Origin of the sequence: Bacillus salipaludis (assembly GCF_030938565.1) — a bacterium.
In the GTDB taxonomy this organism is placed as follows: domain Bacteria; phylum Bacillota; class Bacilli; order Bacillales; family Cytobacillaceae; genus Neobacillus; species Neobacillus salipaludis_A.
Genome location: NZ_JAVGVR010000001.1, coordinates 1,669,334 through 1,694,680, shown reverse-complemented (window position 1 = coordinate 1,694,680; position 25,347 = coordinate 1,669,334). Strand labels below are relative to the sequence as shown.

Genomic DNA, 25,347 nt, shown 5'->3' with positions numbered 1-25,347 from the left:
CCCTGAACCTTTTTTATAGTTCAGGGGCTTTTTTTAATACCCGCAACCTATAGGCATTCATTGCTGTTTCACCTAAATGCTTGAGGAGATTGTTATTGGCATAGGCACCGACAAAAGCACCGATTCCCGGTACGAGCTGCAGCATTTTGGCAAAATCGATGTAATCACGATACTCCTGCTGAAACTTGCGCCAATCCATTTCGATAAGAACCTGCTTTCGCTCCTCCCAATTTTCGATATTCTTAAGGGTTTCCCTTCGGACCTCATCACTTGAAAATGCCAGTTGAAAAACATGAAGAATAAACAGCCTTTCTTCATACTCATTTGTGTTAAAGCCATAAATTGAAGCTGCCTCAAAAAGAAATTTCATTTTGATTGTAAGCAGCAATGGAAAGTCAGCAAGTCCTAGTAGGATTCCGCCCGCACCAGTTCCCGCTCCCTCAATAAGTGCTGTTTTTTGAAAGGCTGCTGTTTTCTTGCCCATTAATTCATCCCGTTCTTTTAGGGAAAGACCGTTTGCTTGAAGTTTATTCGTAGTCATTTGTGAACCAAATAATGTGGTTTTCACCATTGCTTTGATGCTCTCAGTGACGACCTGATGAACTTTTTCAGGGATCAATCCGTTAATTTTCCCCTGCGCTTTTTTCGAAAATCTACTGACCATACCCGAGCGTTTCGTGATTTTAAATTTCCAATCCGCTACCTCATCATAAACCTTTAATTCGTAATCATTCATGAAAACACAACCTTTAATGAGCCTTTAAAGTATTTTACGAAATTCTCATTAAAAAGGTTTCATTTCTTGGGTTGACGGTAGACACGATCCTTAAATTTTCCTGTAAAGAGCAATTTCGAGTTAGTAAGGATTTTATTTGCAATTTTAATGGATTTATTTTCCATTTTTACTGAAATACTTTTCAATGAGTCTTTTTTACTTTCCACGTTGCCAGATACTTTCCACTACATCCCATCACCTATCAAGCCTTTACCCGCTTCCTACTATAAAGGTAAACAAACAAGTATGAAAACACTAGTCCTGCTGCGAGTTCAAGCATTGCGATTACAATTTCCCCTTTTAGTAAAATAAATAAAGCAAACAGGAAGGCCTGTAGCACCAGAATAACCATCAATAACGACTGAAAAGCATTTGTCTTGTCTTGCGCTGCAACCGGATAAAGATCCACCCAGAGTTTGTTTTGATGATGATTCCAAAGCGGCAGCAGCTGAAAACCGGTTAAATATAGGAATAAAACGGCCAAGCCAATTTGCCCAAAACCAAACGAAATAAAATACAAGGCGAGAGCTCCAATGACTGTTAAGCGAATAAACAGACCTAAGTAATCTGAGGAACGCAAAAACGTCCGTGAAAATAGAAATAAATAAGTATTTTTTTGAATAAAACTGATTCTCTTCAAGAAAAGATCGAGCCATCTCCTTCTTTTTACCGTATCCTTTAACTTCGGAACATCTGTGAACAGATTTGCAAGCCGGTAAAAAGCAGCCATTCTTTTCTCTTCCTGTTCAATCAGCAAGTCCCATTTCAACCCGAGCTTTCTTGTCCGAGCCCGAAACGACCAATAGTAGAATCCCATCACCAACACCATAACTAATAGGATCACGAAATTAGCTTGTTTAAATAGCAGGAAGGTAAAAACAGCATTGATAAAATAGCGCACAACCATGTCCCAACGGTAAATCGAGGGCTGAACAAAATAGTGAATTTTCCAGCTTACCACTAAGTTCCATGCTTTAATAATCAATAGCACTGCATAAAACAGTAAAAAAGAATGAAAACCATTAGTACTTACATGGGCATACATGGGCATCAGAACAGCTTGAACCATTAGGAGAATATATCCTTGGAAAACAAGGCTGACAATCCCCGACCGCAAAAAATAATCCCGAAGACGCGTTTCAAGAGGCAGCAGGAAAACCCGGTCTGCTTCCAGCAAAAAATTATAAACAGGACTATAGGTTAAAAAAAGCCCAATTATTACAGCGATAATCAGCTCGGCGGGGAAACCGGCCGACAGCTTCTCAATCCATTTCTGATAATAAAAAGCGGCCCCCCCTGTTAAAAATACCAAGACAATTACAAGATGACCATTAAAAATATAGCGCAGATAACTTCCTAAATCCTTAAGCCGGTGTCCAAAACGCTGATTCCAAAGACTTTTTTCATCAAACATATTTTTCTTCCTTTGTTAATTGAATATACAAATCATCTAAAGACGCATCCGGCATGGAAAATTCCTTACGTAAATCAGCCAAGGTCCCCTTTGCCCTGATTTTCCCCTCATGGAGGATGACAAACCGGTCGCAATATTTCTCAGCGGTGGCAAGGATATGGGTCGACATGAGAATTCCTGCCCCGTTTTCTTTCATTTTTTTCATCATATCTAGTAGTGATTGGATACCAAGCGGATCCAATCCCACAAATGGTTCATCGACAATATAAAGTGCGGGCTGAACTAAAAAGGCACACATAATCATAACCTTCTGCTTCATTCCTTTTGAAAAATGGGCTGGAAACCAATTTAGACGTTTTTCCATTCGGTATTCAGAAAGCAATGGTGCCACCCTCGACTTATACTCTTTTTCATTAAGACCATAAGCCATAGCGGTTAACCGCAAATGTTCATCCAATGTAAGTTCTTCATATAATATGGGGGTTTCCGGAACAAAGGTAAACAATTTTCGATATGCTTCTTTATTTTCCGTAAAAATTTGACCCTTAATTTTTATTTCACCGCTTCTCGGTTCCATTAATCCAATAATATGTTTAATCGTGGTACTTTTTCCGGCACCGTTTAAGCCAATAAGTCCAACGATTTCTTTTTCCTTTACTTCAAATGAAACATCTTTTAGAACGGGGTTTTTTGTATATCCCCCGACAAGGTGTTCAATCGTTAATAAAGACATGTACAACGCCCTTCCATTGAATGATATTTCCTTTCATTTTAACAAATTGACCACGATAAAAATAGAAATTCAATTTTTTTATCTTTTTTTGTATAGAAGCCATCAAACTGGTTATCATAATATTCGAAGGGGAAATAACTTACTTCGATGAAGAAATTCATCAAAACTTGAAATGAGGTGTCTGTTAAAGACAATTTCCTTTCAAACAAGTGAGCTTCTATTCGTTTCAAATAAGGGGATGGTTGTTTTGTACAATGTGCATGTAACCATTTTGAGTTCATAACACCAAGGTTTATTCACAAATAAACTAACAAATGAGGTGTTTACCGCAGATCGCTTCCTGTTTTTATAAGTTGGGAAAACATATAAAAACAACATAGGGGATGGTCAGCTTGAACAATGATGATTCTTTATAAAAACACTCTAAGGTCAAATGAGGTGTTTATCAAAGAACACTCCTAAATGAACGTTCCAATTGAAGCAATTCCCCTTCGAGAGGGCGGAATCCTATACGGATTCTGCTCTTTTCTTTTGTATTGCTCCCCCACCATGGTAAAATAAGACAAACATATTGGAAAGGTTGTGCGAAAAATGAGCGATTGTATTTTTTGCAAAATTGTTAATGGTGAAATCCCGTCCGCGAAAGTATTTGAGAACGAACATGTACTGGCTTTTTTAGATATTAGCCAAGTCACAAAGGGTCATACTCTCATAATACCGAAAATACATAAAGAAAATTTATTCGAGTTAACACCTGAAATTGCACGAAACCTCTTTGAAGTTGTCCCGGAAATTGCTAGGGCCTTAAAGCAGGAATTTGAACCTGTTGGGTTAAATACGGTGAATAATAATGGCGAACAAGCAGGACAAACAGTATTCCACTATCATATGCATTTAATTCCGCGCTATGGCAAAGGTGATGGTTTTGGTGCGGTATGGAAAAATAACCAGAGTGATTACACACCTGCGATCCTGCAGGAAATGGCGTCTGGAATCAAAAATCACCTTTGATTTTTTAATTCTCTGAAAATTATTTCTTTATCATTTTAATGATAATGTGGTATAATGATTTCAAGTTTTTCGCTGCAGGCAATGAGTGCACTGCAGGAGAAACCAATAGCAGAGATTAGAAGAGGAGAGTTGAGAAATGAATACAAAGAATCTGGTTGCTTTAGCTTTACTAGTAGGGATAGGGGCTGTTTTACACGCGGTGATTCCGCCAATATTTTTAGGCATGAAGCCGGACATGATGTTATTAATGATGTTTTTAGGAATTATTCTATTTCCTGAGTTTAAGAATGTATTTCTTTTAGCCATTGTTACTGGAATTATTTCTGCATTAACGACTGGTTTCCCAGGAGGTCAAATTCCAAATATTATTGACAAACTTGTCACTGCTTCTGTGTTCTTTGGCTTATTTACAGCTTTAAAGCAATTCCGGAATTCCGTTATTAGTGCTGCTGTTTTAACAGCCCTTGGTACATTAGTATCTGGAACTGTCTTTTTATCGTCTGCTTTAGTAATTGTTGGATTGCCTGGGCCTTTTGTTGGACTTTTTGCTGCAGTTGTTTTACCTGCAACTGTTGTAAATACTGTTGCTATGGTGATTTTATTCCCAATTGCTCAATCAGTTGTAAAAAGAACAAAATTGGCATCACCGTCTGTTATTCAAAAATAATTTTTTGATTGCGATTTAGAAAAGAACCCAAAGGGTTCTTTTCTTTATATAATATTTATGGTTCTCGCTATAATCTGTCAATTGTATTGTGCTTTCTATCTACATAGTAATCAACTTACTGGAAAAACTTTTTAAGAAATAGAATATTCAAAAGGTTGGAATTAATCCACAAAACACGTAAAATAGGGATAAGAATTATTTCGTACCCTTTTTTTAAAAAAAATTATCAAAAAATTAGAAACATTGTTGTAATTTCTAAAGATTTTGTAAATTTATATCTTTATTAATTTTTATTTTATTGGCATAATGATAATAGAGAAATATAAAAGTAGGTGAAATTGGGGATGTCAGAGAAACAATATTCTATGAAAGAAGCGATGCTTTTTAGCCAGCGGATTGCTCAATTAAGTAAAGCTTTGTGGAAGTCAATTGAGAAGGATTGGCAACAGTGGATAAAACCTTTTGATTTAAATATTAATGAACATCATATTCTTTGGATTGCCTATCATCTAAACGGTGCCTCCATTTCCGATGTGGCAAAATTCGGAGTTATGCATGTCTCCACAGCGTTTAATTTTTCAAAGAAGTTAGAAGAAAGAGGATTACTCAAATTCTCGAAAAAGGAAAACGACAAACGGAATACCTATATCCAGCTAACGGTCGAAGGGGAAAAGATCTTGCTTCAATTGATGGAGACATATGAACCGAACAGCAATGCCGTATATACAGGTGCCCTACCGCTACGCGATTTGTATGGGAAATTTCCCGATATTATTGAAATGATGGCAATTGTTCGAAATATTTACGGGGATGATTTCATGGAAATTTTCGAACGTTCTTTCCATAATATTGAAAGTGAATTTACGGAGCAAGACGGCAAACTAAGAAAAGCAAAATCAGAACAAGAACTAGTCTAATCAGCGTATATGTATTTATTCAATTCCTTCATAAGCGGTAAATAAAGTCCCTGGGAAGAGCAAGCCCGAATTACATCTTTACTATCTAATTTTTCAGGTAATAAATATAAAAACTCGGTAAAAAGCGGTTGAAAATAAATAAATCCTTCCGCTTTTTGTTCTTCCATTTTTATGCTCAATTCGTCACAAATTTGCATGAATTCCCTTACTTCTTGCTCTGAAAGGCCTTTTTCAATGATCATCCTGTAAAAATCCTGTTTAGGATTGTTGATTAATGTTAGAAGAAGTCTTTGATGATATTCAAGCAACTGAATTTTATTTAGTAATTCGTGATTCTCCACTGGATTTACCTCATTCCAAATCAATACTTTTAAGTTCATTATTTACCTTTTCTGCCAGAAGGTAAACAATTTTTTATTTTATGGCTTTACAGCATTTTAGCTTAATTATGTTTCAAATATCAAAGGCTTTTTTTCTTTCACTCTTTTAGACTATCTTTTTCTAACTTTTTTTGATATTGTAATAAGAGTATACTGATGAACAACAAGGAGGGAATCGTTGATGATCTCCATTTTTATTGTCTTTGCTATCTTTATCCTGTTTTATGTAAATAAAATGACTAATTCCCTTTGTATTCAAAAGGAAATTCCAGAAGATCGGCAGCATAAGGTATTCCGGACCATAAATGTCCTCATTACCATTTTACTTGTATCGTCATACGTGGAGATTTTGTATACATAGTACTCTTTTATCTCCAGCATGACGAGTAAGTAAATTCGTCATAAACAGTAAAGCGATGAGACATCTCATCGCTTTTAATTTTGGCTTTTAATAAACCCAAGCCGCTCCAATGATAATTAATAAGATGAAAAGGACAACGATTAACGCAAATCCTCCACCGTATCCACCAGCTGCACCTGTCATATGTTTCCCTCCTTCATGCCGATTACGATATCCTATTCAGGCTATGCTCATTTCGACTAGGCTCGATGAAAATTTCTGATAAAAGCCCAACTTCCATGGCTTAAATTTTTGCTGTTATTCCCTTTTATGTTATAGTATAGGTTGTGGTCAAGTTATGTGTGCCACAAGAATTTACTGTTTAGGAGAGGTTCATCGTGAAAAAATGGTTATTAGCCCTTACGTTAGCCGGCGGGGTTATTGCATTAAGTGCATGTAATCAATCGGGGTCATCTGATACCGTAGCAAAAAGCAAGGTCGGAGACGTAACAAAAGAAGAGCTTTATCAAGCCATGAAAGACAAGATTGGGAATCAAGCTCTGCAGCAGTTAGTTTATGAAAAAGTTCTTGCAAAGAAATACAACGTTACAAACAAAGAATTGGACGCCAAAGTTGCACAATTAAAAGAACAGCTTGGGTCTAATTTTGAGGCTGCACTTGCACAATATGGATATAAAAGTGAAGCTGACTTAAAGAAAACCATGAAGGTTGGCATGATGCAGGAAAAGGCGGCCATGAAAGATGTCAAAGTCACTGACAAAGAATTAAAAGATGCCTACGCTAAATATCAGCCTGAAATTAAGGCACGTCATATCCTTGTGAACGATGAAAAAACCGCAAAAGAGGTTAAGAAAAAATTAGATGCCGGCGAAAAATTCGAAGACCTGGCTAAGAAATACTCACAAGACCCAGGTTCCGCTCAAAACGGCGGCGATTTAGGCTGGTTTGGCACCGGAAAAATGGATCCTGCCTTTGAAAAAGCAGCATATGCCCTAAAGATTAATGAAATTAGTGACCCGGTTAAATCACAGTTTGGCTATCATATTATCCAAGTTACAGACAAGAAAAAGAAAAAATCATTTGATCAAATGAAGAAAGAACTTGAATATCAAGTAAAATCCTCAAAATTAACAAATGATGACATTAATAAAGCAATGCAGAATGAATTAAAAGCTGCAGATGTAACTGTTAGTGATAAAGACCTTAAAGACGCTCTTAAACCGGAAACAACAACTGCTGCACCACAGCAATAATATTAAATGATACAAAAGAAGAGTGACCACTTTTGTGAGTCACTCTTTCTTTTTCTTATACTCCTGCCGCTTTTTCTCCTTCACGCCGTTCCTTTTCTTTTTCCAGGCGCTCTAGATAGATTTCCCCTTCCTTTTCAATACTCTCCATTTCCAGCTGGTGTTCCTCCCTGCCGGTCTTAATAGCCATTAAAGCACTGATTACGATTCCTGCTACCACTGCAAATACCCAAATAGGAATAGACATATTTAATACTCCCTCCACGATTGGTTGTCCATGTTTTTAATACAATGTATTCGGATTTCCAGAATTTATTCTTATCCAAATAAAAAAGATAACCCAATTGGGCTATCTTTTATTTATGAAACACTGGCTTATAAAAAGAGCGGTTATCCAAGGCAAAAATTCGCTCTGTAAATTCCCCCGGCTTTACTCTTTCAAGCGCACGGTCAAGCATGTTCATTTTTGCGTCCAAATTATCTATATAATGAAGAATCTCTGCTTCTTTAATGAGCGGAGGTTTCGGGCTGCCCCATTCAGCTTTTCCATGATGACTAAGAACAAGATGCTGAAGGATTAATACTTCCTCCCCGGAAATTCCTAATTCTTCGGCAGCTTTGCCAATTTCATTCACCATGATGGTAATATGGCCAAGGAGATTTCCTTCAATCGTATACTTCGTTGAGATTGGTCCAGAAAGTTCTAAAACTTTCCCCATATCGTGTAAAATAACCCCTGCATAAAGAAGGTCCCGATCAAGACTAGGATACAAGGAGGATATAGCCTTGGCCAAATCGAGCATACTGACAACATGGTAGGCCAGACCGGAAACAAACTCGTGATGATTTTTTGTTGCCGCCGGATAGACTAAAAAAGCGTCTTGGTGCTTTTTAATTAAATGTCTGGTGATTCTTTGGATATTAGGATTTTTCATATCAAAAATATATTGAGTCAGTTTGCTAGACATTTCATCTTGACTTAGTGGTGCAGCCTCAAGAAAGTCATCAAGCTTAACATGATCATTTGGTCCTGATTTGCGAATTTGTCTAATTTTCAACTGACTTTTACCACGATAATTTTGAAGTTCCCCAAGTATTTTTACGATATTTTGAGGTGCATAGTTTTTCTCATCTTCTTCACCAGCATCCCAAAGTTTAGCCTCAATTTCCCCGCTTTGGTCTTGCAAAATAAGCGTCAAAAAAGGCTTGCCATTACTAGCCGTCCCTTTCGTGGCGCTTTTAATCAGTAAAAACAATTCAACCTGGTCACCGACATTATAATATAGAATTCCTTTACCCATTGTATTCCAACGCCCCTTCCTATGAAACCTAGTATAACATATTGGTCTATCACCCTATGAAGGAATTTCTACAATCCCTTTATTTAGCAAGAGAATATTTTCATGTGAGAAATTCGAAAGCAAATGGGTATGGCAGGTAAAAAATAAAATTTGATTTTGTTTTAAACTCTTTAATAGTTCGATGATTTTTTGTGTTCTTCTTGCATCAAAATTTACAAAGCTATCATCAATGATGATCGGAAAACGATATTTTTCATAAAGTGTGGTGGCCAAGGCAAGCCTTATCGAAACATAGACTTGTTCGGTAGTCGCTTGGCTAAGTTCATTTGCCTCAAAAATCGTGTAGTCCTGCCTTTCAATTAAAAAGCCAGTCCCCGACTTTTGAAGATGAATTCGATGGTATCTCCCCTCTGTTAAAAAAAACAAATACTCCTCCGCTTTAGACAGCATTCTTGGCAGGTATGTATTTTTATACTTTTCAACCGTCTTAGCCAGAATATCTTGAGCAAGGCAATAAACAGACCATTCCTTTGCCAATTCTTCCAGTTCATATTTTTTCTGTTTAAATTGATGAAGAAGCTCAGAATAAATACCACCCTCTTCGAGGACCTGAATCTCATATTTTATAGAGGCATCTTCCTCTTGCAGTGCTGTCAGTCTTTCTTTTAAACGGATGGCTTCTTTTTGCTGTTCCACTACCATTTCTTCAATATTATGAAGGTGTAAAAAGCTCTCACGCTCGGGTTCAGTAATTATTGAAAACTGAAGCTGCTTTTGAATATCCTTTAATCTTTCTTTAAACTTCGCTTGTTTTTCAGCTTTTACCCCCAGTTCGTAGTATTGCTGTTCATTGCTGGCGTCAGCTTCATCAAAAAGCTTTGTAATTTCTTCTTTTAAGTGCAACTGTTCCCGTTTCTTTTGTGTTAATTCATTCTCTAAATCCAGGAGTTTTGCTAGTCTCTCTTGACTCATTATCTTTTTCTCATTTTCAACCTTTAATTTCTCTCTGAGTGCATAGCCTTTTTTATGCAGATCCATATGAACTTCCGATAAATAACGATTTGCAAATAATTCAAGACTATTCTCTATGGATAATTGTTTTGCCTTGATTTGTGAAACACGCTCTTGCAGATGGCTCTTTTCTCTCCATAGCGTTTTATATTGTTCAATAAGCCCGAAAGTCTCGCGTAAATGCGCCATGGCGATATATTCAGGAATCTTCAGTTGGCTGGCAAGGGTAAAAAGATTTTCCTTATATTTTGCCGATTCAATTTCCCAGGCTTCAAATTTGGAGATTACCTTATCATATTGGTCATTCTGCTGCTCAAGTCGCATTTGCAACCCTTGTAACTGTTCCTTCCGCCGATTATCCAGAAGTAATTGCTCCTGAAGTTTCATAAAGTTTGCATATTCTGCTGAACCTAGCTTTTGGATTACTTGTTTCTCTTTTTCCTTCAAAGAATCTAAAGTTGGATTGGAATCTTGTCCTTTTGGTCGATTGAAGCTTTTTACCATTAAAACTCCTGTTAATAAGGCGGCAAAAATACCGAAAAATATTAATCCGGATTGCTTCGTAAAAATTCCGTAGAATACTAGTCCAAGTAAAATGAATTCAAACAGAAGAAATTGAAGCTTCTTTTGCTTCTGGAGTCTTTTCCATTCATTTTGTTCACGTTCATTGGCAAGACGATAAAATTCAATTTTGTCTTTAATTGAATTTAGTTCATTTTCTAAACTTTTTTTGTCCTCCCCATTTAGTTTTTCCTCAAGCAGGACTCTTTCTTTATGGGGAAGAACCTGGCTTTCCGCTGATTCTACCTCTATCTCAAGCTTTTCAAGAGCAGCTTTTTCTTCCTGAAACCGCTCTTCCAATTCCAGTTTCATTTCATTAAGCTTTTTGCCACGGCTCGCTACTACTTCCACTTCATTCTTTACGTAGATATTTGTATTAAAGGAAAGAATTTCCTCTCCCTTTACCGGCAAATGAAGGCGGTCAAGTGTTTCAGAAAGTCTACCTTGATAATCTTGAAGCTTTGAAAGATACTGCTGTTTCTCCAGTTCTAACTGGTCAAATAGAGGGATTTGATCCAATATTGTCATTAACGTGGATTCGTGTTCAAGGAATAAATCGTCTGGCCGAATAGCTGCCAATTCCTTTTTCAAGCCTTCAATTCTCTCAAGCAGGCTTTTGATTTGAGCATTATACGGGTAAAGCAACTGATTTAATCTCTCAAACCTCTCGATCCCTTGGGCAGGGAATTGAATTTCTCCTAGATCAGCGAGCTCATTTTTCGTCCATAATTCTTCTTTGACAAGTGAATGTATTTTCTTCCACTCATTCAATTTTTCATTGCTTTCTTGCATTTCTGACAGCTGGTGGTGAATTCCTGCCATTTCCTCTTGAATGGATTCCTGTTTTTTAATGAAAGAATCATATTCATCATTTTTAGCTAAAGCCTTTTTCAACTCTCCATTTAGTGCATGAAGCTCTTGTAATTTTTCATTTAGCAATGGCTTTTTCCCGCTTGGCTTAAAGCGTGTTTCCAGTTCTTTTTGCAGGACTGCTTCCGCTTCTGATAGGCGTTCTGTTCCTAATGTACCAGCGGAAAATAAAAACTTTCCAATCTCTTCGCCTTTCATTTGATGAATGTTCTGTAACCCATTTAGGTTAAATGAAAAAATCGCTTGAAATAAACCTTTGTCAAAATTTCCTAATAATTCCTTAAGAAGCTCTTCTTCACCTAATCTGCCGTCTTCCAATGATACCTTTACATCTCCAGTGGATTTCCCTTTGACCCGTTCAATGACAGCAAAACCAAAATCATCATGAAAGATTCTAATTTTTCCGCCATATTTGTTATTATGTTTGGGCTCATAGCGCAGTTCAGAAGATTGCTTAGTGGGAAAACCAAATAAAATTCCATGAACAAAGGCCATGATGGTGGATTTACCCGCTTCATTTTCCCCAAAGAATACTTGAAAATCAGCTAGGTCTTTGATTTGCATATTCTCCAATTGACCATACCCATATATATGAATCTCAATAATTTTCAAATCAACTCACTCCTTTCTCTATGCTTGATAAAGTAAGCTAATTAAAAGCTTTTCTGCTTGTTCAACTATTTCTTTCTGGTTGAGATTCGTCAAATTCTCGAGATATTTTCTCCCTAAACGATGGTCATACAAGGGTGCTAATGTTTCCTCAATGTCTGTATGGTCATCTAAGGTTTTAAACATTTCCTCATAAAAATTCGCTTCGGCCATTAAATGCTCCCGGTCCACTTGAACATTTTCAGCAATGCCCAGTTCTACGATCCATACAAACTCCTTCTCCTCTCTTTCGTCCTCAAGAAGGAGTTCTAGAAGTTCGTTGTTTACACTCTTTTTTTCCTTTGCATTTTCTAAATGGACATTTTCTAAATATAACGTTAAAAGAGTTCCTATTTTTTCTTTTCTTAGACTATTTATAGTCATTTGGCATAAGTGTAAAATTTGATGAAAGTTCTCTGCTGAAGAAGCATCGACGGTTGCTTCCTGCCAAACAATATCGGATGTCTCTACGAATTCAAGATTAGCATCTGTATCCTTTAAGGTTACATGGTAAAAGCCTTTGGGCCCCTTTTCTTTTTTATTTCGCCCCTGCAGATTCCCGGGATAAATAATTGGCGGATTTTCAGATAAGACCGCCCGTTTATGGATATGCCCCAACGCCCAGTAATCAAAGTTTTTCTCAAATAGATCCTTAATGGAAAAGGGTGCATAGTTACCATGCTCCTCACGGCCGCTTTCATTTCCATGAAGAATACCGATATGAAAATCAGCCCCGTCAATTTTTTGATAATCATCAATTTTCTTTTCAAATACATGGCGTTCGGGGTAACTAAAGCCGTAAAGATGACTCCGGGTTCCGCTCTTGGTTTCGAGCGGCTTCATTTCAACCTCATGGCTAAATATATGTACATTTTCAGGCATGTCTAGATGTACCCAAGTTCCGTTTAAATGATCGTGATTGCCGTGGACTACAAAAACAGGAATATCATGTTCAGCAAGCTTTAGCATTTCTGTTCGAAAACGGGATTGCGCTCGCAGGCTGCGGTCTTCTCCATCAAATAAATCTCCGGCAAAAATGACAAAATCGACTTTACGAAGAATTGCTTCGGCAGTTAGTCTTTTTAGAGCTGTGAACGTACTTTCCTTAACTCTAGTTAAAATGTCAGCGGGCAAATATTTCAAGCCGACCATCGGACTATCTAAGTGAAGATCAGCAGCATGAATAAAGGATAGTTGTTTCATAAAATTTTCCTTTCACGGTCTTTTCTTTATTTTAACATCTCCAAAAACCGAATGCACGTTCTGTGTTAAATTTTTTAAAAAAGAGTACCCTCCAATAATAAATGGCTGATACTCTTTTTTGGGATTATTTATTTTTTGTTAATTGCAGTGCTTTTTTAATATCTTTATAGGAATTGGATTTCCCATACATTAAAACGCCGCCTTTATAAACACGTGCACCGAAGATTGCTAATATAATGATGGTTGCAATAAGGAGGCCGATTCCAATCAACGACTCCCATGCCGGAATATTTAGCATCCCAACCCGTAAAAACATGATCATTGGGGTGAAGAACGGAATATAAGAAGTAGCCGTAATAAAGGTTGAATCCGGCTTCCCGAGCCCAAACATGGAAATCATAAAACCTCCAACCACCAATAGGGTCATCGGCGTAATCATCTGCTGCACATCCTCAATCCGGCTGACCAGTGACCCTAAAAAAGCCGCAAGTGTAGCATAAAGAAAATAGCCAAGAATGAAGAAAATAACCGCATAGGTAATCGTTCCAACCGGGATGTCTCCAAAACCATAAACACCGAAAAATCCTTCCTTCAAGGATTCCATATTTTGTTTTAATGAGACATAACCGACAGATAGAAAAATAGCGAGCTGAGTTAAGCTTAAAAGACCAATCCCGATAATTTTTGCAAACATCTGCTTGATTGGCGAAACACTTGAGATTAAAATTTCCATTACCCTTGAAGATTTTTCGATGGCCACTTCCATGGCAATCATATTCGCATACATAATGACCGAGAAATAAATAATGAAAAGCAAAACATATACTAGTCCTCTTGCCTGATTTAGTTCCTCTTCTGTTTTCGCATTTTTCTCCAACGCCACCTTATTAAACGATACAGGTTCATACAGCTTTTGCAGCTGAGCAGGTGTTAACTGAATCTTCGCAGCCGCGAGCATGGTTTTAACCTGCTGAAGGCTTGTTTGCAGATCGGTAAAAAGGGCGGAGTCCGCAATACTCATTGCCTTAAAGGAGGCTTCCGGCAATTTTTCATCATTATAACGCAGCTGAATAATTGCGCTGTAATCGCCTTTTTCAACCTTTTTTTCTGCTTTTTCTAAACTGCCTTTATAAAGGGTAAGTGTAATGTCTTTATTAATTGTGCTGAGTTGCTTCTTTAAAGGATTATAAAGCTGACCAGTTTCATCTAATACAGCAACCTTTTCTTTTCCATCATTTTTATCAAATGTATGAATGATATTTTGAATGTTTGTTAAGGCGAGAACTATTACTACCGTTAACAATGTGGTGAAAAAAAAGGATTTTGTTTTTAATTTATTTACATAGGTATGGAATAAAATAATCCAAAAACTATTCATAGGAATCCCCTACCTTCTCTATAAAAATATCATTTAAGGAAGGCTCCTCAAGTTCAAATTTACGAATGAATCCTTTTCCGACAATTTCCTTCAAAATCTGTTCCGCTATCATTTCACCTTCAATCTGCAGATGAATTCCTTGGGCAGTCGCTTTTGCCTTTAACACCCCGAAATGATTTTTTAAAAAATCTAGTGAAAAATCGGCATGAATGACCAGATTCTTTTTGCCAAAAGTGCGTTTAATCTCCTTCAATTCTCCATGAACAACCGGACTTCCCTTGTGCAAAATACATAAATGTTCACACATTTCCTCAACGTGCTCCATCCGATGACTGGAAAACACAATGGTTGCACCGTTTTCCTTTAAGGAGACAACCGCCTCCTTTAAAAGTTCTACATTTACAGGATCAAGACCGCTAAAGGGCTCATCGAGAATTAATAGCTTTGGTTTATGTATAACAGCAGCGATAAATTGAATTTTTTGCTGATTACCTTTTGAAAGCTCCTCAATTTTTTTATTTTCATATTCCGGTATTTTAAAACGTTCTAGCCAAGCATGTAATGCCTTTACGGCTTCTGCCTTTTGCATTCCTCTAAGACGTGCTAAATAAACAATTTGCTCCCGAACCTTTAGTTTTGGGTATAAGCCTCTTTCTTCTGGAAGATAGCCGACTAAGTGGCTTGTTGAATAATCAATCAGTTTACCATCCCAGGTTATTTTCCCGCCAGTTGGCTCAAGCAATCCTAATATCATTCGGAAAGTGGTTGTTTTGCCGGCACCATTGGCCCCTAAAAAGCCAAACATCTCTTTTTCGGGTATCAATAGCGACAGTTCATTTACAGCAGTAAATTGCCCAAACCGCTTTGACACATTCTCAAGTTGAAGTACCAATTTTCCATCACTCCTTTATTATTATTACGAGAAAACGGTTGAAAAGTTTCCTTTTTTATTTTGCTAAATTTCAAGAATTATGCAAAAATAATAGTAGCAATCTATTAAATAGGGGGATTTCAGGATGAAAACGTATAAACTAACTGCATTTGAACCAAATGGAGAAAAGATTTTAGATGAAGCCTTCCAGGCTGACCATGATGATGCAGCAAAAGAATTAGGTACGAAACTATTATCAGAAAAAAACTTACTGGAAAAAACCCATCGTGTCATTTCTCCAAGTGGTAAACTCTTACTATTTCATTCTTAAATCATATCAAAAAAAGAAGCTCAAGGGCTTCTTTTTTACATTATTTTCCGATAAAGTTTGGTTGTCTTTTTTCGATAAATGCTTGAATACCTTCTTGGTGGTCGTGTGTTTGCCGCATTTTTATTTGCCCGTATTTTTCCAATTCTAAAATTTTAAGCAACTGCGGGCGGTTTTTTTCTGCTAAAATCTTTTTCGTTTTAATCATCGCCTGTACAGGGCGGCTTAACCAATCCGAAATTCTCGCTTCCAATGCATTGTCGATATTACCTTCTGCCACCTCTTGAATTAAACCGAGTGCTAAGGCCTCGTCTGGTTTCATAATTTTACCATCCCAAATAATCTGCTTAGCCTTTACTTCTCCTACTCTTTTCTCTAAAAAGAAGTGAGCTCCACCATCAGGGATTAAGCCAATTCCGATGAAATTCATCGCTAATTTGCTAGACTGATCAGCAATAATATAGTCTGTGGCTAATGCCAAACTAAATCCTAAGCCTGCTGCTGCTCCGGAGACAGCACTAATGGTTAGTTTTGGCATACTGTACAAGGTTACAATCAGTTCGCTAATTGAATCCATGAAAGAGAAAAATTCATTCTCATAGATATTCGACTGCATCATTTTAATATCTCCGCCTGCCGAGAAAGCTCTACCTTTCCCAGTTAACACGACAATATCGATGTCATCAGAATCACTGATTTCTTTTAATTTAAAGACTAATCCCTTAATTAAATCGATATCCATTGCATTTAATGTTTCCGGTCGATTTAACTCGACAGTTGCTACACGGCCATTGACAATTACATTTACCTTTTCAGTTAAAAATTGATTCGACAACCTAAAAGCGCCCCCCCATTAATTTTCTCCTTCTATTATAAATGGAAATGGTAGGAATAAAAATAAATTTTCGCAATATAAGCAATTTTTCCGGAGATAGAAAAATCCCCCTACTTGCTTAAGCAGGGGAACCTTTCTCAGAGAATAGCTCATTTAAGATTTTAATCTTATCTTCTGTATAGGCTTCAAAACTGTCATTATAGGTCTTCGGATCTTTTGGATTAGCAAAGTGAGTGATTTTCCCTGTAACAGGATCCACAAATTTACTAGCAGCACCGCAGCCAAGCCCGATAATCGTCTGCTGCTCCTCCATGATCATAATGTTGTAGATGCTTTCCTGATTAGGGAATGAATATCCTACGTTTTCGAGATTGCCGAGAATATTCTTCTGACGGTATAAATAATACGGGACATAGCCATGATCCTCTGTCCAAACTTGCGCAAGCTCCATCATTTTCTCGACTTCAGCACGTTCGGCAACCTTGTATTTTTCCCGATTCTGAGTCATTTCAGAAGCACGTTTAAAAGACAGAGTATGAACCGTTAAAGATTCCGGCATCAATTTTTCTGTTTCAGCGAGTGAATGGGTAAATTCCGGCAGACCCTCCCCAGGTAGGCCGATAATCAAATCCATGTTAATATTATTCATTCCCATTTCACGCGCTAAATGAAATTTATCGATTGTTTCTGTGACAGTGTGGTGCCGGCCAATTGCTTTTAAGGTTTCCTGAGTGTATGACTGAGGATTAATGCTAATTCTGTCAATCTTCCACTTTTTCAATACCTCTAACTTCTCCGACGTTATCGTATCAGGGCGTCCCGCTTCGACCGTGATCTCACGAATTTTTTCAACATCAGGGAATGAATCATACATTTCTTCATAAAGCATGTCCATTTCTTCTGCTGTTATACTCGTCGGCGTCCCTCCACCATAATATACGGTCGTAATTCGAATTCCTTTATCCTTTAGCCATTGGCCGATTTTTTTCATTTCATAATGAAGCCCACCCAGGAAGGAATCTACTGACCCCTGGCGGCCATTGATGGCATAGGCCGGGAAGGTACAGTAAGCACATTTTGTCGGACAAAACGGTATCCCAATATAAATACTGACTTCCTTTTGCAGAGTATATAAATCTGGTACGACTGACAGCTGCCTATCAACAATCTGTTGCATTAAGTTTATCTTTTCATCGGTAATCAGATAATCATCCTTTAACTGCTGATGGGCAAGCTCCTTTGGAATCCCCTCTTGAACTTTACGATGGAGCAGCTTTGTTGGCCTGACACCGGTCAAAATTCCCCATTTTTGAATCATTCCGGTAAAATCCTGCAGCACTGTTAAATATACATGGGCAACAGCATTCTTTATTTGTTTAAAGGTTTCTTTATCTGAAACACCCAGTAGCAGTTCTTTTTCGTATTCTGCCGTCACCTTTTTTCCGGAAAGGCTGATTAATTCAGCCGAGACTGTCACAAATTCGTTTATTTGCATCGAAAACTTTATGCTTATATCTGCTTTTTCATCATATTGTTTTAGAATCAATGATTCTTCAAAAAACAAATTGGCAATCAACTGGAGCGGCCGATCAAATCTTGTATCCTCTAACCCAATAATAGATATTTTCAAAAACAATCACCTCAAATTAAACTTCCTTAAGTGTACAAAATCACTAATTCAAGGTCAATATAATGGAAATCATTGCAAACAGAAGATACCAAAGTTATAACCTTGGTACCTTCAAAAATTATTTTTTGATAATATTCATTTTCCTTAAAAATTCAATTGGCTGCTGCTTTCTGAAATGCTCTTTGACCATGTAGGCTACCCCATTCTCATTTTGAGAACGTGTTACCCAGTCCGCAGCTCTTTTCACTTCGTATCTTGCATTCCACATTGCTACTCCGAGACCCACTTCTTCAATGAGTGGAATATCATCCATTCCTTCGCCGATCACAACCATTTCCTTTTTACTAATCCCTAGTTGTTGACCAAGATAAGTCAATCCACTTAATTTCGAAACTCCTGCAGGAACGATATCTAAACGAAGGGAATCCAGTTCAATCATATCAATTTCTGTGTACATTTTCTCCAGTGCTATTTTTGCATCCTTCAAGTCACTTTCGGTTTCAAAATAAACTTCAATTTTTGGCGGTGTTACTGGTTGATCATGCAAATATTCGCTTAATGACGGCACAAATTGCTGAGAATAGAAAACAGGATCACCAGAAGTAAAAACAGTTTTTGCTAATAAATTATTGTGCAGCTTTAATTTATTGGCTAATGAAAATTGTTCATGGACAAGCCGAATCTGACATGGGACCGTTTCTAGCAAACGTACAGTGTCATAGGTAATTTCTTCGGTGATTCTTTTCACGTAAATAGGCTTTTCTAGTACACTAGATATATAGGCACCTTGATGGGTAATTAATGGTGTTTTTATTTTTAAAGCCCTGGCAACTTTACGTGCCGAGGGAAAGCTTCTTGAGGTCATAAGTGTTACATAGATCCCTTTTTGCCCGACATATTCAATGGCTTCCTTTGTTGATTTTTGAATCTTCCCATTTGATTGAAGAAGTGTGCCATCAATATTTAACGCAAGCAAGCGATAAATCATTATGTTGCCCCCTGTTCTTTGGTGAAATTACCCTTATATCACATTTATGTTTTTTTACCAATTTATAGAACAAGGGGGGAAGTGAACATTTGTTTTTTTCAATAAAGCTCTGCTCGTTAAACTTTGTTGTTGATTTCCGCTCCAGGATGCTCGCTTTCCGCGGGGCGGGCGGTGAGCCTCCTCGGCGCTTAAGCGCCTGTGGGGTCTCACCTGTCCCGCTGCTCCCGCAGGAGTCTCGCACCTTCCGCTCCAATCAACGTTTTTCAAAATCAATATTGTCCATTAACACAGCCTTTTTAATAAAAAAAGCGTTCAGTTTTAATCACTGAATGCTTTTTTTAAACATTTTACATTTTGCCGTAGAGTTCTTCTAACGGTTTCATAATTAATTGGTTTAATTCCCCGATAATCATACTCATTCTTTGTTCAGCCTGCATGAGACGGGCGATTTTTTCATTTTGTTGTACATGAGCGACGGTTGCTTGGGCCTGTTGTACCTCAGCTTCAGAAATATTTTGTCCCATCATTTGCTTTTGCTGAAGATTCATTTGAATCTCCCGAAATTGATTAAACATTTGTTTTGCTGCCGGGTCAGCATTTACTTCATTATACATTTGTTTTAATTGTACAAATTCATCACTTTGACGAATGGATGTTTCTAATGCATAAGCTGCATCATATAAATTAACTGCCACTTCTTTCCACTCCTTTACCATTCAACAATTACATTCAACTATACCAAATTATGACGGGTAAAGCGAGAATGTCACTAACCCCCATGTCCTTTCTTAGTAAAATCACAATTTGGATTGTATTTACATAGGATACTATGTCAGCTAATGCCTATTTACCTCGTGAAGTTTTACTTTAACCGATTCTTCAGTAAATGAGGAGTGATCATGTCCCTAATCCTAACCAAAATCACCATTACCCCCAGGAAACCCGCCTGCGAGGACGACAATCATATCTATTTGTCGAATCAATTATTTAAAAAATTACATTTACAAAGAGAGCGGGAATTAATTTTATCATTAGGGAAACAAACCATTAAGACAAAAATTCAAATGACCGAAATGGCGGCAAATGAAATCTCTCTTTCGGAAGTTTTCATACAAGATTTTTGCCTACCTGTAAAACATTATAACTTCCAAGCAAAATTTGATGTAGAGACTCACACTTTGTTCCTTGGACCAATTATTGGGCTTTTAACCGATTTTAATTTTATAAACCAGGAAGAACCTAATTTTCGTTCAATCCATACATTTTGTGAGGAGCTTCATCATGGTATTTCTGAAGCGGGCGGATTTTTTTATGTTTTTTCCGATGAGGAATTCTCGAATAAAGGATATTACCTAGAAGAAGGAAAATGGGTTCCAACCAAGCTTCCCTTACCGGATGTGGTCTACAATCGAATTCACTCACGCAAGCGAGAAAAATCAAGCCAATTTGGACGTTTTCGTGAAAAAATTGACCAATTAAAGATCCCCATCTTTAACGACCGATTTCTTTCCAAATGGGATGTACATGAGCAATTAATCCAGGAAAATTCCCTACACTCCTATATACCGGAGACAAAAATCTTCACGAAGGAAAATCTTGAAGAATTCACACAAAAATATGATATGGTCTTTATCAAGCCCATCCATGGGAGTCAAGGAAAAAATATTTTCAGATTAACACACGGTGAAAACGGATATAGTTTGAAAACTTCTATAAAGGCAGTGTCAAATAAAATTTTAGCCAATGACTCCATCGAAAATATTTATAAACAAATAAAAATGATTCAAGGTAATAGAATTTATATTATCCAGCAAGGAATTCATCTTATGATGAGAGAATCCTGTCCCATGGACTTTAGAGCCTTATGCCATAAAAATATTGAGAATAATTGGTCTGTTACGTCCCTTGTAGCACGAATTTCTCATGAAGAAGAGTTCGTATCCAATATTGCCAAAGGCGGAAGAATTATGAAGCCACTTCAGGCCTTAAGTACCGGAAGTGAAAAGGAAAAGGCCGCTAAGATTATTTTGCAAATGAAAAAACTTTCGATTGATACAGCCACAACCATCTGCCAGTATTCCCCTGGAATTACAGGTGAACTAGGAATCGATATAGGAGTGGACAATGACGGGAAGCTTTGGCTTATTGAAGTGAATTCCAAGCCGTCGAAAAACTTTGAGGATGGGAACAGGAAAATTCGCCCGTCTGCAAAAGCAATTATCCGTTTTTGCACTAAACTTACCTTTGAGCCCCCGCTTAAAAAGGAGGAATAATCTTTGATTGCATTAGGTATTATGACATTAAATATAGATAGTGAGACTTCCTATCTTGATGGAATTGCAGCAAAAGCACACTCTTGCGGTATAGAATGTTTCCGCTTTATCCCTTCCCAAATCCATCCCCATAGCCTTCAAGTAAAAGGAAAAAAATTCGATTCAGAGATAAACCGTTGGGTAGAATGTGAATTTCCAATCCCAACCATATTATATGATCGCTGCTTTTACGGGGAGGATGAGCATTCGAAGCAATGTTTGCCCATTGTATCCTGGTTAAAGAGCAGGGATGATATTACCTTTTTAGGATATGGTCTGCCTAATAAATTAGACCTTTACGAAGCATTACGCAGTTCAATTTTATCCGCTTATTTACCGAAATCATACCCAGTGAATGAAATTACAGGATTGTTAAAAGAACTGGATAAAACAAAGAAAATCATTTTAAAGCCAATTAATGGCTCACAAGGCTATGGCATTTATTATTTAAAAAAGAATGACAAAACCTTCCATGTCAAAACAGAAAAAAACAAAAAAATCATTTCCCACATTTTTCCAAATGAGGCCAAATTAATGGCCTGGTTAAAGACCCTATTGAAGCAGCACAAATACCTATATCAACCATATTTAGAGCTATATAATGACGATTTTCAGCCCTTTGATATCCGCATTTTTATCCAAAAAGACGAAAATGGCGTATGGGTTGAACGAGGGAAAGGAGTTCGAGTCGGAACAACCGGTGGAATCCTATCAAACTTAAGTGCTGGCGGTTCAGCCCAAGACTTTCCTACATGGCTCTCCACCTTACCAGCACACAATAAAGACTTTATTTGCAGTGAGTTGGAATATATTATTACACATCTTCCCCCATTACTTGAAAAAGAGTTTTTACCTTTATTTGAAATTGGTGTCGATATTGGACTTGCGAAAAACGGTTCACTATGGATTCTGGATATGAATTCAAAACCCGGAAGAAAGGTCCTCTTACAGACCCGGAAAGACTTAAAAGAAACTCTTGACCTTGCGCCGCTTCTCTATGGAAAATACCTTTCTCAGTCTGATTTACAAGAAAGGAAGAACTTATATGAGAAAACACTATCGAATTGAGATTGCTCCAAACAACCAACAGATTGTTTTCTGTCCCTCCTCCATCTTGAAGGGAGAAGCAATTAATAAAATCGCATTCGGTTCCAAATCAACCGAGGTTCATTTTTTCCCGCATCCTGATAAGAGTGATCGGATTGTTCTTAGTAAGGCTATCCAGGAAGCTTTGTCTTTACCTGACCTGGCTGTTCCAATGCATGTCTTTTTAGATAAGCAAACTCTCCATATCGGTCCACTGATTGGGATTTTCACCGCTGGCTTCACGCCTTTTCCTGCACAGCCGATGGGAGAGAGAACACAGCTATTTACCAAGCTTCTATCGGTTAAAAATTCAGGGGCCTTGCCTTTTGTGTTTGGTGAACAACATATAGATTGGGAGCAGGGACTCATTAACGGGTTTTTTTACCACAAAAATACATGGCAGACCTTTGATGTTCCATTCCCTAATGTCATTTATGACCGTCTTCCCAATCGCAAAAGCGAAAGGAACCCTAAATTAATTAAAGTGAAAGAAAAGCTTCAAAAGGATTATCTAATTCCCTGGTATAATCCGGGTTTTTTCAATAAACTTGATGTGTATGAAAGACTCCAGCAGGATGGTTTAGCAGCAAACTTTTTACCCGAAACCATCCCGTTTACATCCTTTTCCTTAATTGAAACGATGCTGGCCAAATATGGGCATGTTTATATCAAACCGAAAAATGGGAGTCTTGGATTGGGTGTCCATCAAATTATTTACGATAAACATACGGGCGAGTATTTTTGCCGCTATCAGGATGAGGACTTCGTAAATCGACTACGGAAATTCTCAAGTCTTGAAAAATTATTTCCTAATGTTTTTGCCACTCAACGTTTAGATAAAATGCTTGTACAACAGGGAATTCATTTGCTTCGTCACGAGAAACGGCCGGTTGATTTTCGAGTCCACACTAATAAGGATGAGGAAGGAAAATGGCAGGTAACAGCAATTGCTGCAAAAATTGCTGGCCTCGGCAGTGTAACAACCCATAAGAGGAGCGGTGGGGATATTAAAACACTCGAGGAAATTTTCCTTGGGGAAGAAAATGCACTCTATACCGAAAAACTCTCCCATGCAGCCCTATTGTTAAGTGAAGCCCTCGAACATAATATCGAAGGTATTATTGGAGAAATTGGCTTCGATTTAGGAATTGACCGGAATGGGGACGTTTGGCTTTTTGAAGCCAATTCGAAACCAGGAAGATCAATCTTCAATCATCCCGATTTAGAGGAATTTGACTTATTAACCCGGAAACTTACCCTTGCATTCGCCATCTTTATTACCGAACAATCCATTTTACATCCTGAGGAATTATTCAAATGAAAATTTACTTTGACCCAGTTGCGACACAGTGGTATCAAAGTGAGATGGAAGGGACCTTAACTCTTGGCGGAGAGAAGCAGCCGATTTGCTTCAAACAAGCCGTTCCGGATTATTTGAGCTTTGAATTGGGGATAAAAAATAATCATCTTGGGCCGCTCATTGGAATCATGACAGCTCAAAAAAGAAATGGGGCAATTACCGGTAATGGGCCCCTCTTTATAGAACTCCAAAAAAAGCTTATTTCACACGGTGGAATAAGCTTTATCTTTACATCCGAAGGAGTTCACGATGATTCTATTGAAGGATTTACATTCCTTCCTGCACAAGAGAATTGGATTAAAATTACTGTCCCCTTTCCTGACCTTGTCTATAATCGAATACCTTTTCGAAACTATGAACAGGCTGAGCAGAGTCAACATGTTTTCCAAATCTTGAAGGAAAAGAATATCCCATTCTTCAACCCATGTTTTATCGACAAAGCTGAACTTCATTTCCTCTTTAAAAATCATCCGATTCTCCAAAATTTTTTGCCTGAAACGATTTTGGCATTTCCAAAAAAAGACCTGTTTTTATTTCTCCAAAAACATGGAAATATTTATTTAAAACCTGCTCAATCAGCCAAAGGAAAAGGAATTTACCGATTAAAACTAATTGAAAATAATGAAATCTTTCTTCAGGGCCTTAAAAGAAATGAAAACTTCCCCACTTTTCAAGCCTTTTGGGAGCACTGGGAGCAGGAACTAACCTCAAAGCATTATTTGGCACAAGAAGAGATTGACTCCGCCGAATTTGAAGGGAATCGCTTTGATTTTCGAATTCTCGTCCATGCAGTGCAAAATGATTATCAAATTACAGGGATTGGAATTCGCCAATCGTATCATCAAGATCTCACTACCCATGTTCCGCTAGGAGGCAGACTTCTCCCTTATCAGCTCCTTCAAACGAATGAACACGATGAATTTATTCAGACAATCGTCAAGCATGCTGGAAAGGTTCTATCGGATGAGCTTGGGTTTTTTGGCGAATTTTCCATTGATGCGTGCGTCAGCGATTCCGGGAATTATTATCTTTATGAAATTAATTCAAAACCAATGAGTTTTGACGAAACAGAAATAGAAACTAGGAAAATTGAAAAGCTTTGCAGCTTATTTTACCAAATCACTAATTTTTAACTTTTTTAATATTTCCATAAATTCAGTATTTCCTTCCTCCCATGAACAAGGTAAGCTAAAAGGGACAACTTACCTGAGGGGATGATTACCTTGCTCATGCATTTTCAGTTTAAGCCGCTCTTTAAAAACCAAAATATTCCCGGCTGGAGTTTTTCCTTTTACTATAAGAAACAAAGATATACGGGCATCTATAATCAAACAGGAAAAATCGAATGGACTCTTGTACCCCCATTACAAGAAGAGGTTGAATGGTTAACTAGTCAGGTTCACGAGCTTATGCTTTACCATGTTTATGATCACTAATCTTTTCTTTTACGTATGAAA

General features: G+C 37.5%; 26 protein-coding genes. 11 read left to right on the top strand and 15 right to left on the bottom strand.

All coding sequences use genetic code 11. The features are described 5' to 3' along the window. Positions 1-13: 13 nt before the first annotated feature. From RCG21_RS08260 to RCG21_RS08250, 3 genes are all read right to left on the bottom strand, one after another. A complete protein-coding gene (locus RCG21_RS08260; RefSeq protein ID WP_133332725.1) occupies positions 14-736 on the bottom strand; it encodes an EcsC family protein in 723 nt (240 codons plus the stop codon). Positions 737-977: 241 nt separating this feature from the next. Continuing rightward, on the bottom strand, positions 978-2,189 hold the full coding sequence (locus RCG21_RS08255; RefSeq protein ID WP_133332726.1) for an ABC transporter permease: 1,212 nt from the start codon (positions 2,187-2,189) through the stop codon (positions 978-980). Continuing rightward, the gene (locus tag RCG21_RS08250; RefSeq protein WP_133332727.1) at positions 2,182-2,922 is read right to left on the bottom strand and encodes an ABC transporter ATP-binding protein; all 741 of its coding nucleotides are present in this window, start codon (positions 2,920-2,922) and stop codon (positions 2,182-2,184) included. The genes RCG21_RS08255 and RCG21_RS08250 overlap by 8 nt, the downstream gene beginning before the upstream one ends. Positions 2,923-3,513: 591 nt before the next feature. Here RCG21_RS08250 and RCG21_RS08245 point away from each other — a divergent pair. The 3 genes from RCG21_RS08245 to RCG21_RS08235 all read left to right on the top strand — a co-directional run bounded on the left by RCG21_RS08245 (position 3,514) and on the right by RCG21_RS08235 (position 5,517). After that, the gene (locus tag RCG21_RS08245) at positions 3,514-3,933 is read left to right on the top strand and encodes an HIT family protein (RefSeq protein ID WP_133332728.1); all 420 of its coding nucleotides are present in this window, start codon (positions 3,514-3,516) and stop codon (positions 3,931-3,933) included. Between the two features lie 136 nt (positions 3,934-4,069). After that, a complete protein-coding gene (locus tag RCG21_RS08240; protein WP_133332729.1) occupies positions 4,070-4,600 on the top strand; it encodes a tryptophan transporter in 531 nt (176 codons plus the stop codon). A gap of 344 nt (positions 4,601-4,944) precedes the next feature. Further along, the gene (locus RCG21_RS08235) at positions 4,945-5,517 is read left to right on the top strand and encodes an HTH-type transcriptional regulator Hpr (protein ID WP_133332730.1); all 573 of its coding nucleotides are present in this window, start codon (positions 4,945-4,947) and stop codon (positions 5,515-5,517) included. Here the strand turns inward: RCG21_RS08235 and RCG21_RS08230 are convergent. After that, a complete protein-coding gene (locus RCG21_RS08230) occupies positions 5,514-5,897 on the bottom strand; it encodes a DUF1878 family protein (protein ID WP_235824690.1) in 384 nt (127 codons plus the stop codon). The genes RCG21_RS08235 and RCG21_RS08230 overlap by 4 nt on opposite strands. 181 nt (positions 5,898-6,078) lie before the next feature. On the opposite strand from RCG21_RS08230, the gene RCG21_RS08225 reads away from it, so the two are divergent. Further along, complete coding sequence (locus RCG21_RS08225) at positions 6,079-6,258, top strand: hypothetical protein (RefSeq protein WP_026574454.1); 180 nt, start codon at positions 6,079-6,081, stop codon at positions 6,256-6,258. A gap of 87 nt (positions 6,259-6,345) precedes the next feature. Here RCG21_RS08225 and RCG21_RS08220 read toward each other — a convergent pair whose 3' ends face one another. After that, positions 6,346-6,441 carry a YjcZ family sporulation protein gene (locus tag RCG21_RS08220; RefSeq protein ID WP_081810749.1) on the bottom strand — a complete coding sequence of 32 codons (96 nt, stop codon included), beginning with the start codon at positions 6,439-6,441 and terminating at the stop codon, positions 6,346-6,348. Between the two features lie 194 nt (positions 6,442-6,635). Between RCG21_RS08220 and RCG21_RS08215 the strand changes: the two genes are divergently transcribed. Then, positions 6,636-7,511, top strand: coding sequence for a peptidylprolyl isomerase (locus RCG21_RS08215; protein ID WP_133332731.1), 876 nt, complete (start codon positions 6,636-6,638; stop codon positions 7,509-7,511). A gap of 55 nt (positions 7,512-7,566) precedes the next feature. Here RCG21_RS08215 and RCG21_RS08210 read toward each other — a convergent pair whose 3' ends face one another. The 6 genes from RCG21_RS08210 to RCG21_RS08185 form a co-directional block, all read right to left on the bottom strand. Further along, the gene (locus tag RCG21_RS08210) at positions 7,567-7,755 is read right to left on the bottom strand and encodes a sporulation YhaL family protein (protein WP_133332732.1); all 189 of its coding nucleotides are present in this window, start codon (positions 7,753-7,755) and stop codon (positions 7,567-7,569) included. A gap of 109 nt (positions 7,756-7,864) precedes the next feature. Further along, the gene (gene yhaM, locus RCG21_RS08205) at positions 7,865-8,809 is read right to left on the bottom strand and encodes a 3'-5' exoribonuclease YhaM (RefSeq protein WP_133332733.1); all 945 of its coding nucleotides are present in this window, start codon (positions 8,807-8,809) and stop codon (positions 7,865-7,867) included. Between the two features lie 54 nt (positions 8,810-8,863). Further along, entirely contained in the window at positions 8,864-11,863 is a 3,000-nt protein-coding gene (locus tag RCG21_RS08200) for an ATP-binding protein (RefSeq protein ID WP_308913062.1), read from the bottom strand. A gap of 18 nt (positions 11,864-11,881) precedes the next feature. Then, positions 11,882-13,102, bottom strand: a complete 1,221-nt coding sequence (locus RCG21_RS08195) for a metallophosphoesterase family protein (RefSeq protein WP_308913061.1) — start codon at positions 13,100-13,102, stop codon at positions 11,882-11,884. Between the two features lie 124 nt (positions 13,103-13,226). Further along, entirely contained in the window at positions 13,227-14,480 is a 1,254-nt protein-coding gene (locus RCG21_RS08190) for an ABC transporter permease (protein ID WP_133332736.1), read from the bottom strand. Beyond that, a complete protein-coding gene (locus tag RCG21_RS08185) occupies positions 14,473-15,372 on the bottom strand; it encodes an ABC transporter ATP-binding protein (RefSeq protein WP_133332737.1) in 900 nt (299 codons plus the stop codon). The genes RCG21_RS08190 and RCG21_RS08185 overlap by 8 nt, the downstream gene beginning before the upstream one ends. Positions 15,373-15,496: 124 nt before the next feature. Between RCG21_RS08185 and RCG21_RS08180 the strand changes: the two genes are divergently transcribed. Beyond that, positions 15,497-15,682, top strand: coding sequence for a YhzD family protein (locus RCG21_RS08180; RefSeq protein WP_133332738.1), 186 nt, complete (start codon positions 15,497-15,499; stop codon positions 15,680-15,682). 40 nt (positions 15,683-15,722) lie between these two features. Here RCG21_RS08180 and RCG21_RS08175 read toward each other — a convergent pair whose 3' ends face one another. The 4 genes from RCG21_RS08175 to RCG21_RS08160 all read right to left on the bottom strand — a co-directional run bounded on the left by RCG21_RS08175 (position 15,723) and on the right by RCG21_RS08160 (position 19,827). Next, the gene (locus tag RCG21_RS08175; RefSeq protein ID WP_133332739.1) at positions 15,723-16,514 is read right to left on the bottom strand and encodes an enoyl-CoA hydratase; all 792 of its coding nucleotides are present in this window, start codon (positions 16,512-16,514) and stop codon (positions 15,723-15,725) included. Positions 16,515-16,632: 118 nt separating this feature from the next. Beyond that, positions 16,633-18,144 carry a coproporphyrinogen III oxidase gene (locus RCG21_RS08170; protein WP_133332740.1) on the bottom strand — a complete coding sequence of 504 codons (1,512 nt, stop codon included), beginning with the start codon at positions 18,142-18,144 and terminating at the stop codon, positions 16,633-16,635. 118 nt (positions 18,145-18,262) lie between these two features. After that, a complete protein-coding gene (locus RCG21_RS08165; protein WP_308913060.1) occupies positions 18,263-19,132 on the bottom strand; it encodes a Cof-type HAD-IIB family hydrolase in 870 nt (289 codons plus the stop codon). 347 nt (positions 19,133-19,479) lie between these two features. Beyond that, complete coding sequence (locus RCG21_RS08160; protein ID WP_133332743.1) at positions 19,480-19,827, bottom strand: YlbF/YmcA family competence regulator; 348 nt, start codon at positions 19,825-19,827, stop codon at positions 19,480-19,482. A 204-nt stretch (positions 19,828-20,031) separates the two neighbouring features. On the opposite strand from RCG21_RS08160, the gene RCG21_RS08155 reads away from it, so the two are divergent. The 5 genes from RCG21_RS08155 to RCG21_RS08135 all read left to right on the top strand — a co-directional run bounded on the left by RCG21_RS08155 (position 20,032) and on the right by RCG21_RS08135 (position 25,326). Further along, positions 20,032-21,405, top strand: coding sequence for a YheC/YheD family endospore coat-associated protein (locus tag RCG21_RS08155; RefSeq protein WP_133332744.1), 1,374 nt, complete (start codon positions 20,032-20,034; stop codon positions 21,403-21,405). 3 nt (positions 21,406-21,408) lie between these two features. Further along, positions 21,409-22,512, top strand: coding sequence for a YheC/YheD family endospore coat-associated protein (locus tag RCG21_RS08150; RefSeq protein ID WP_133332745.1), 1,104 nt, complete (start codon positions 21,409-21,411; stop codon positions 22,510-22,512). After that, positions 22,490-23,851, top strand: a complete 1,362-nt coding sequence (locus RCG21_RS08145) for a YheC/YheD family endospore coat-associated protein (protein WP_133332746.1) — start codon at positions 22,490-22,492, stop codon at positions 23,849-23,851. Before RCG21_RS08150 ends, RCG21_RS08145 begins: the two co-directional genes overlap by 23 nt. Next, on the top strand, positions 23,848-25,023 hold the full coding sequence (locus RCG21_RS08140; RefSeq protein ID WP_235824691.1) for a YheC/YheD family endospore coat-associated protein: 1,176 nt from the start codon (positions 23,848-23,850) through the stop codon (positions 25,021-25,023). The genes RCG21_RS08145 and RCG21_RS08140 overlap by 4 nt, the downstream gene beginning before the upstream one ends. Before the next feature lie 90 nt (positions 25,024-25,113). Then, a complete protein-coding gene (locus tag RCG21_RS08135; RefSeq protein ID WP_133332747.1) occupies positions 25,114-25,326 on the top strand; it encodes a YheE family protein in 213 nt (70 codons plus the stop codon). Positions 25,327-25,347 lie beyond the last annotated feature (21 nt).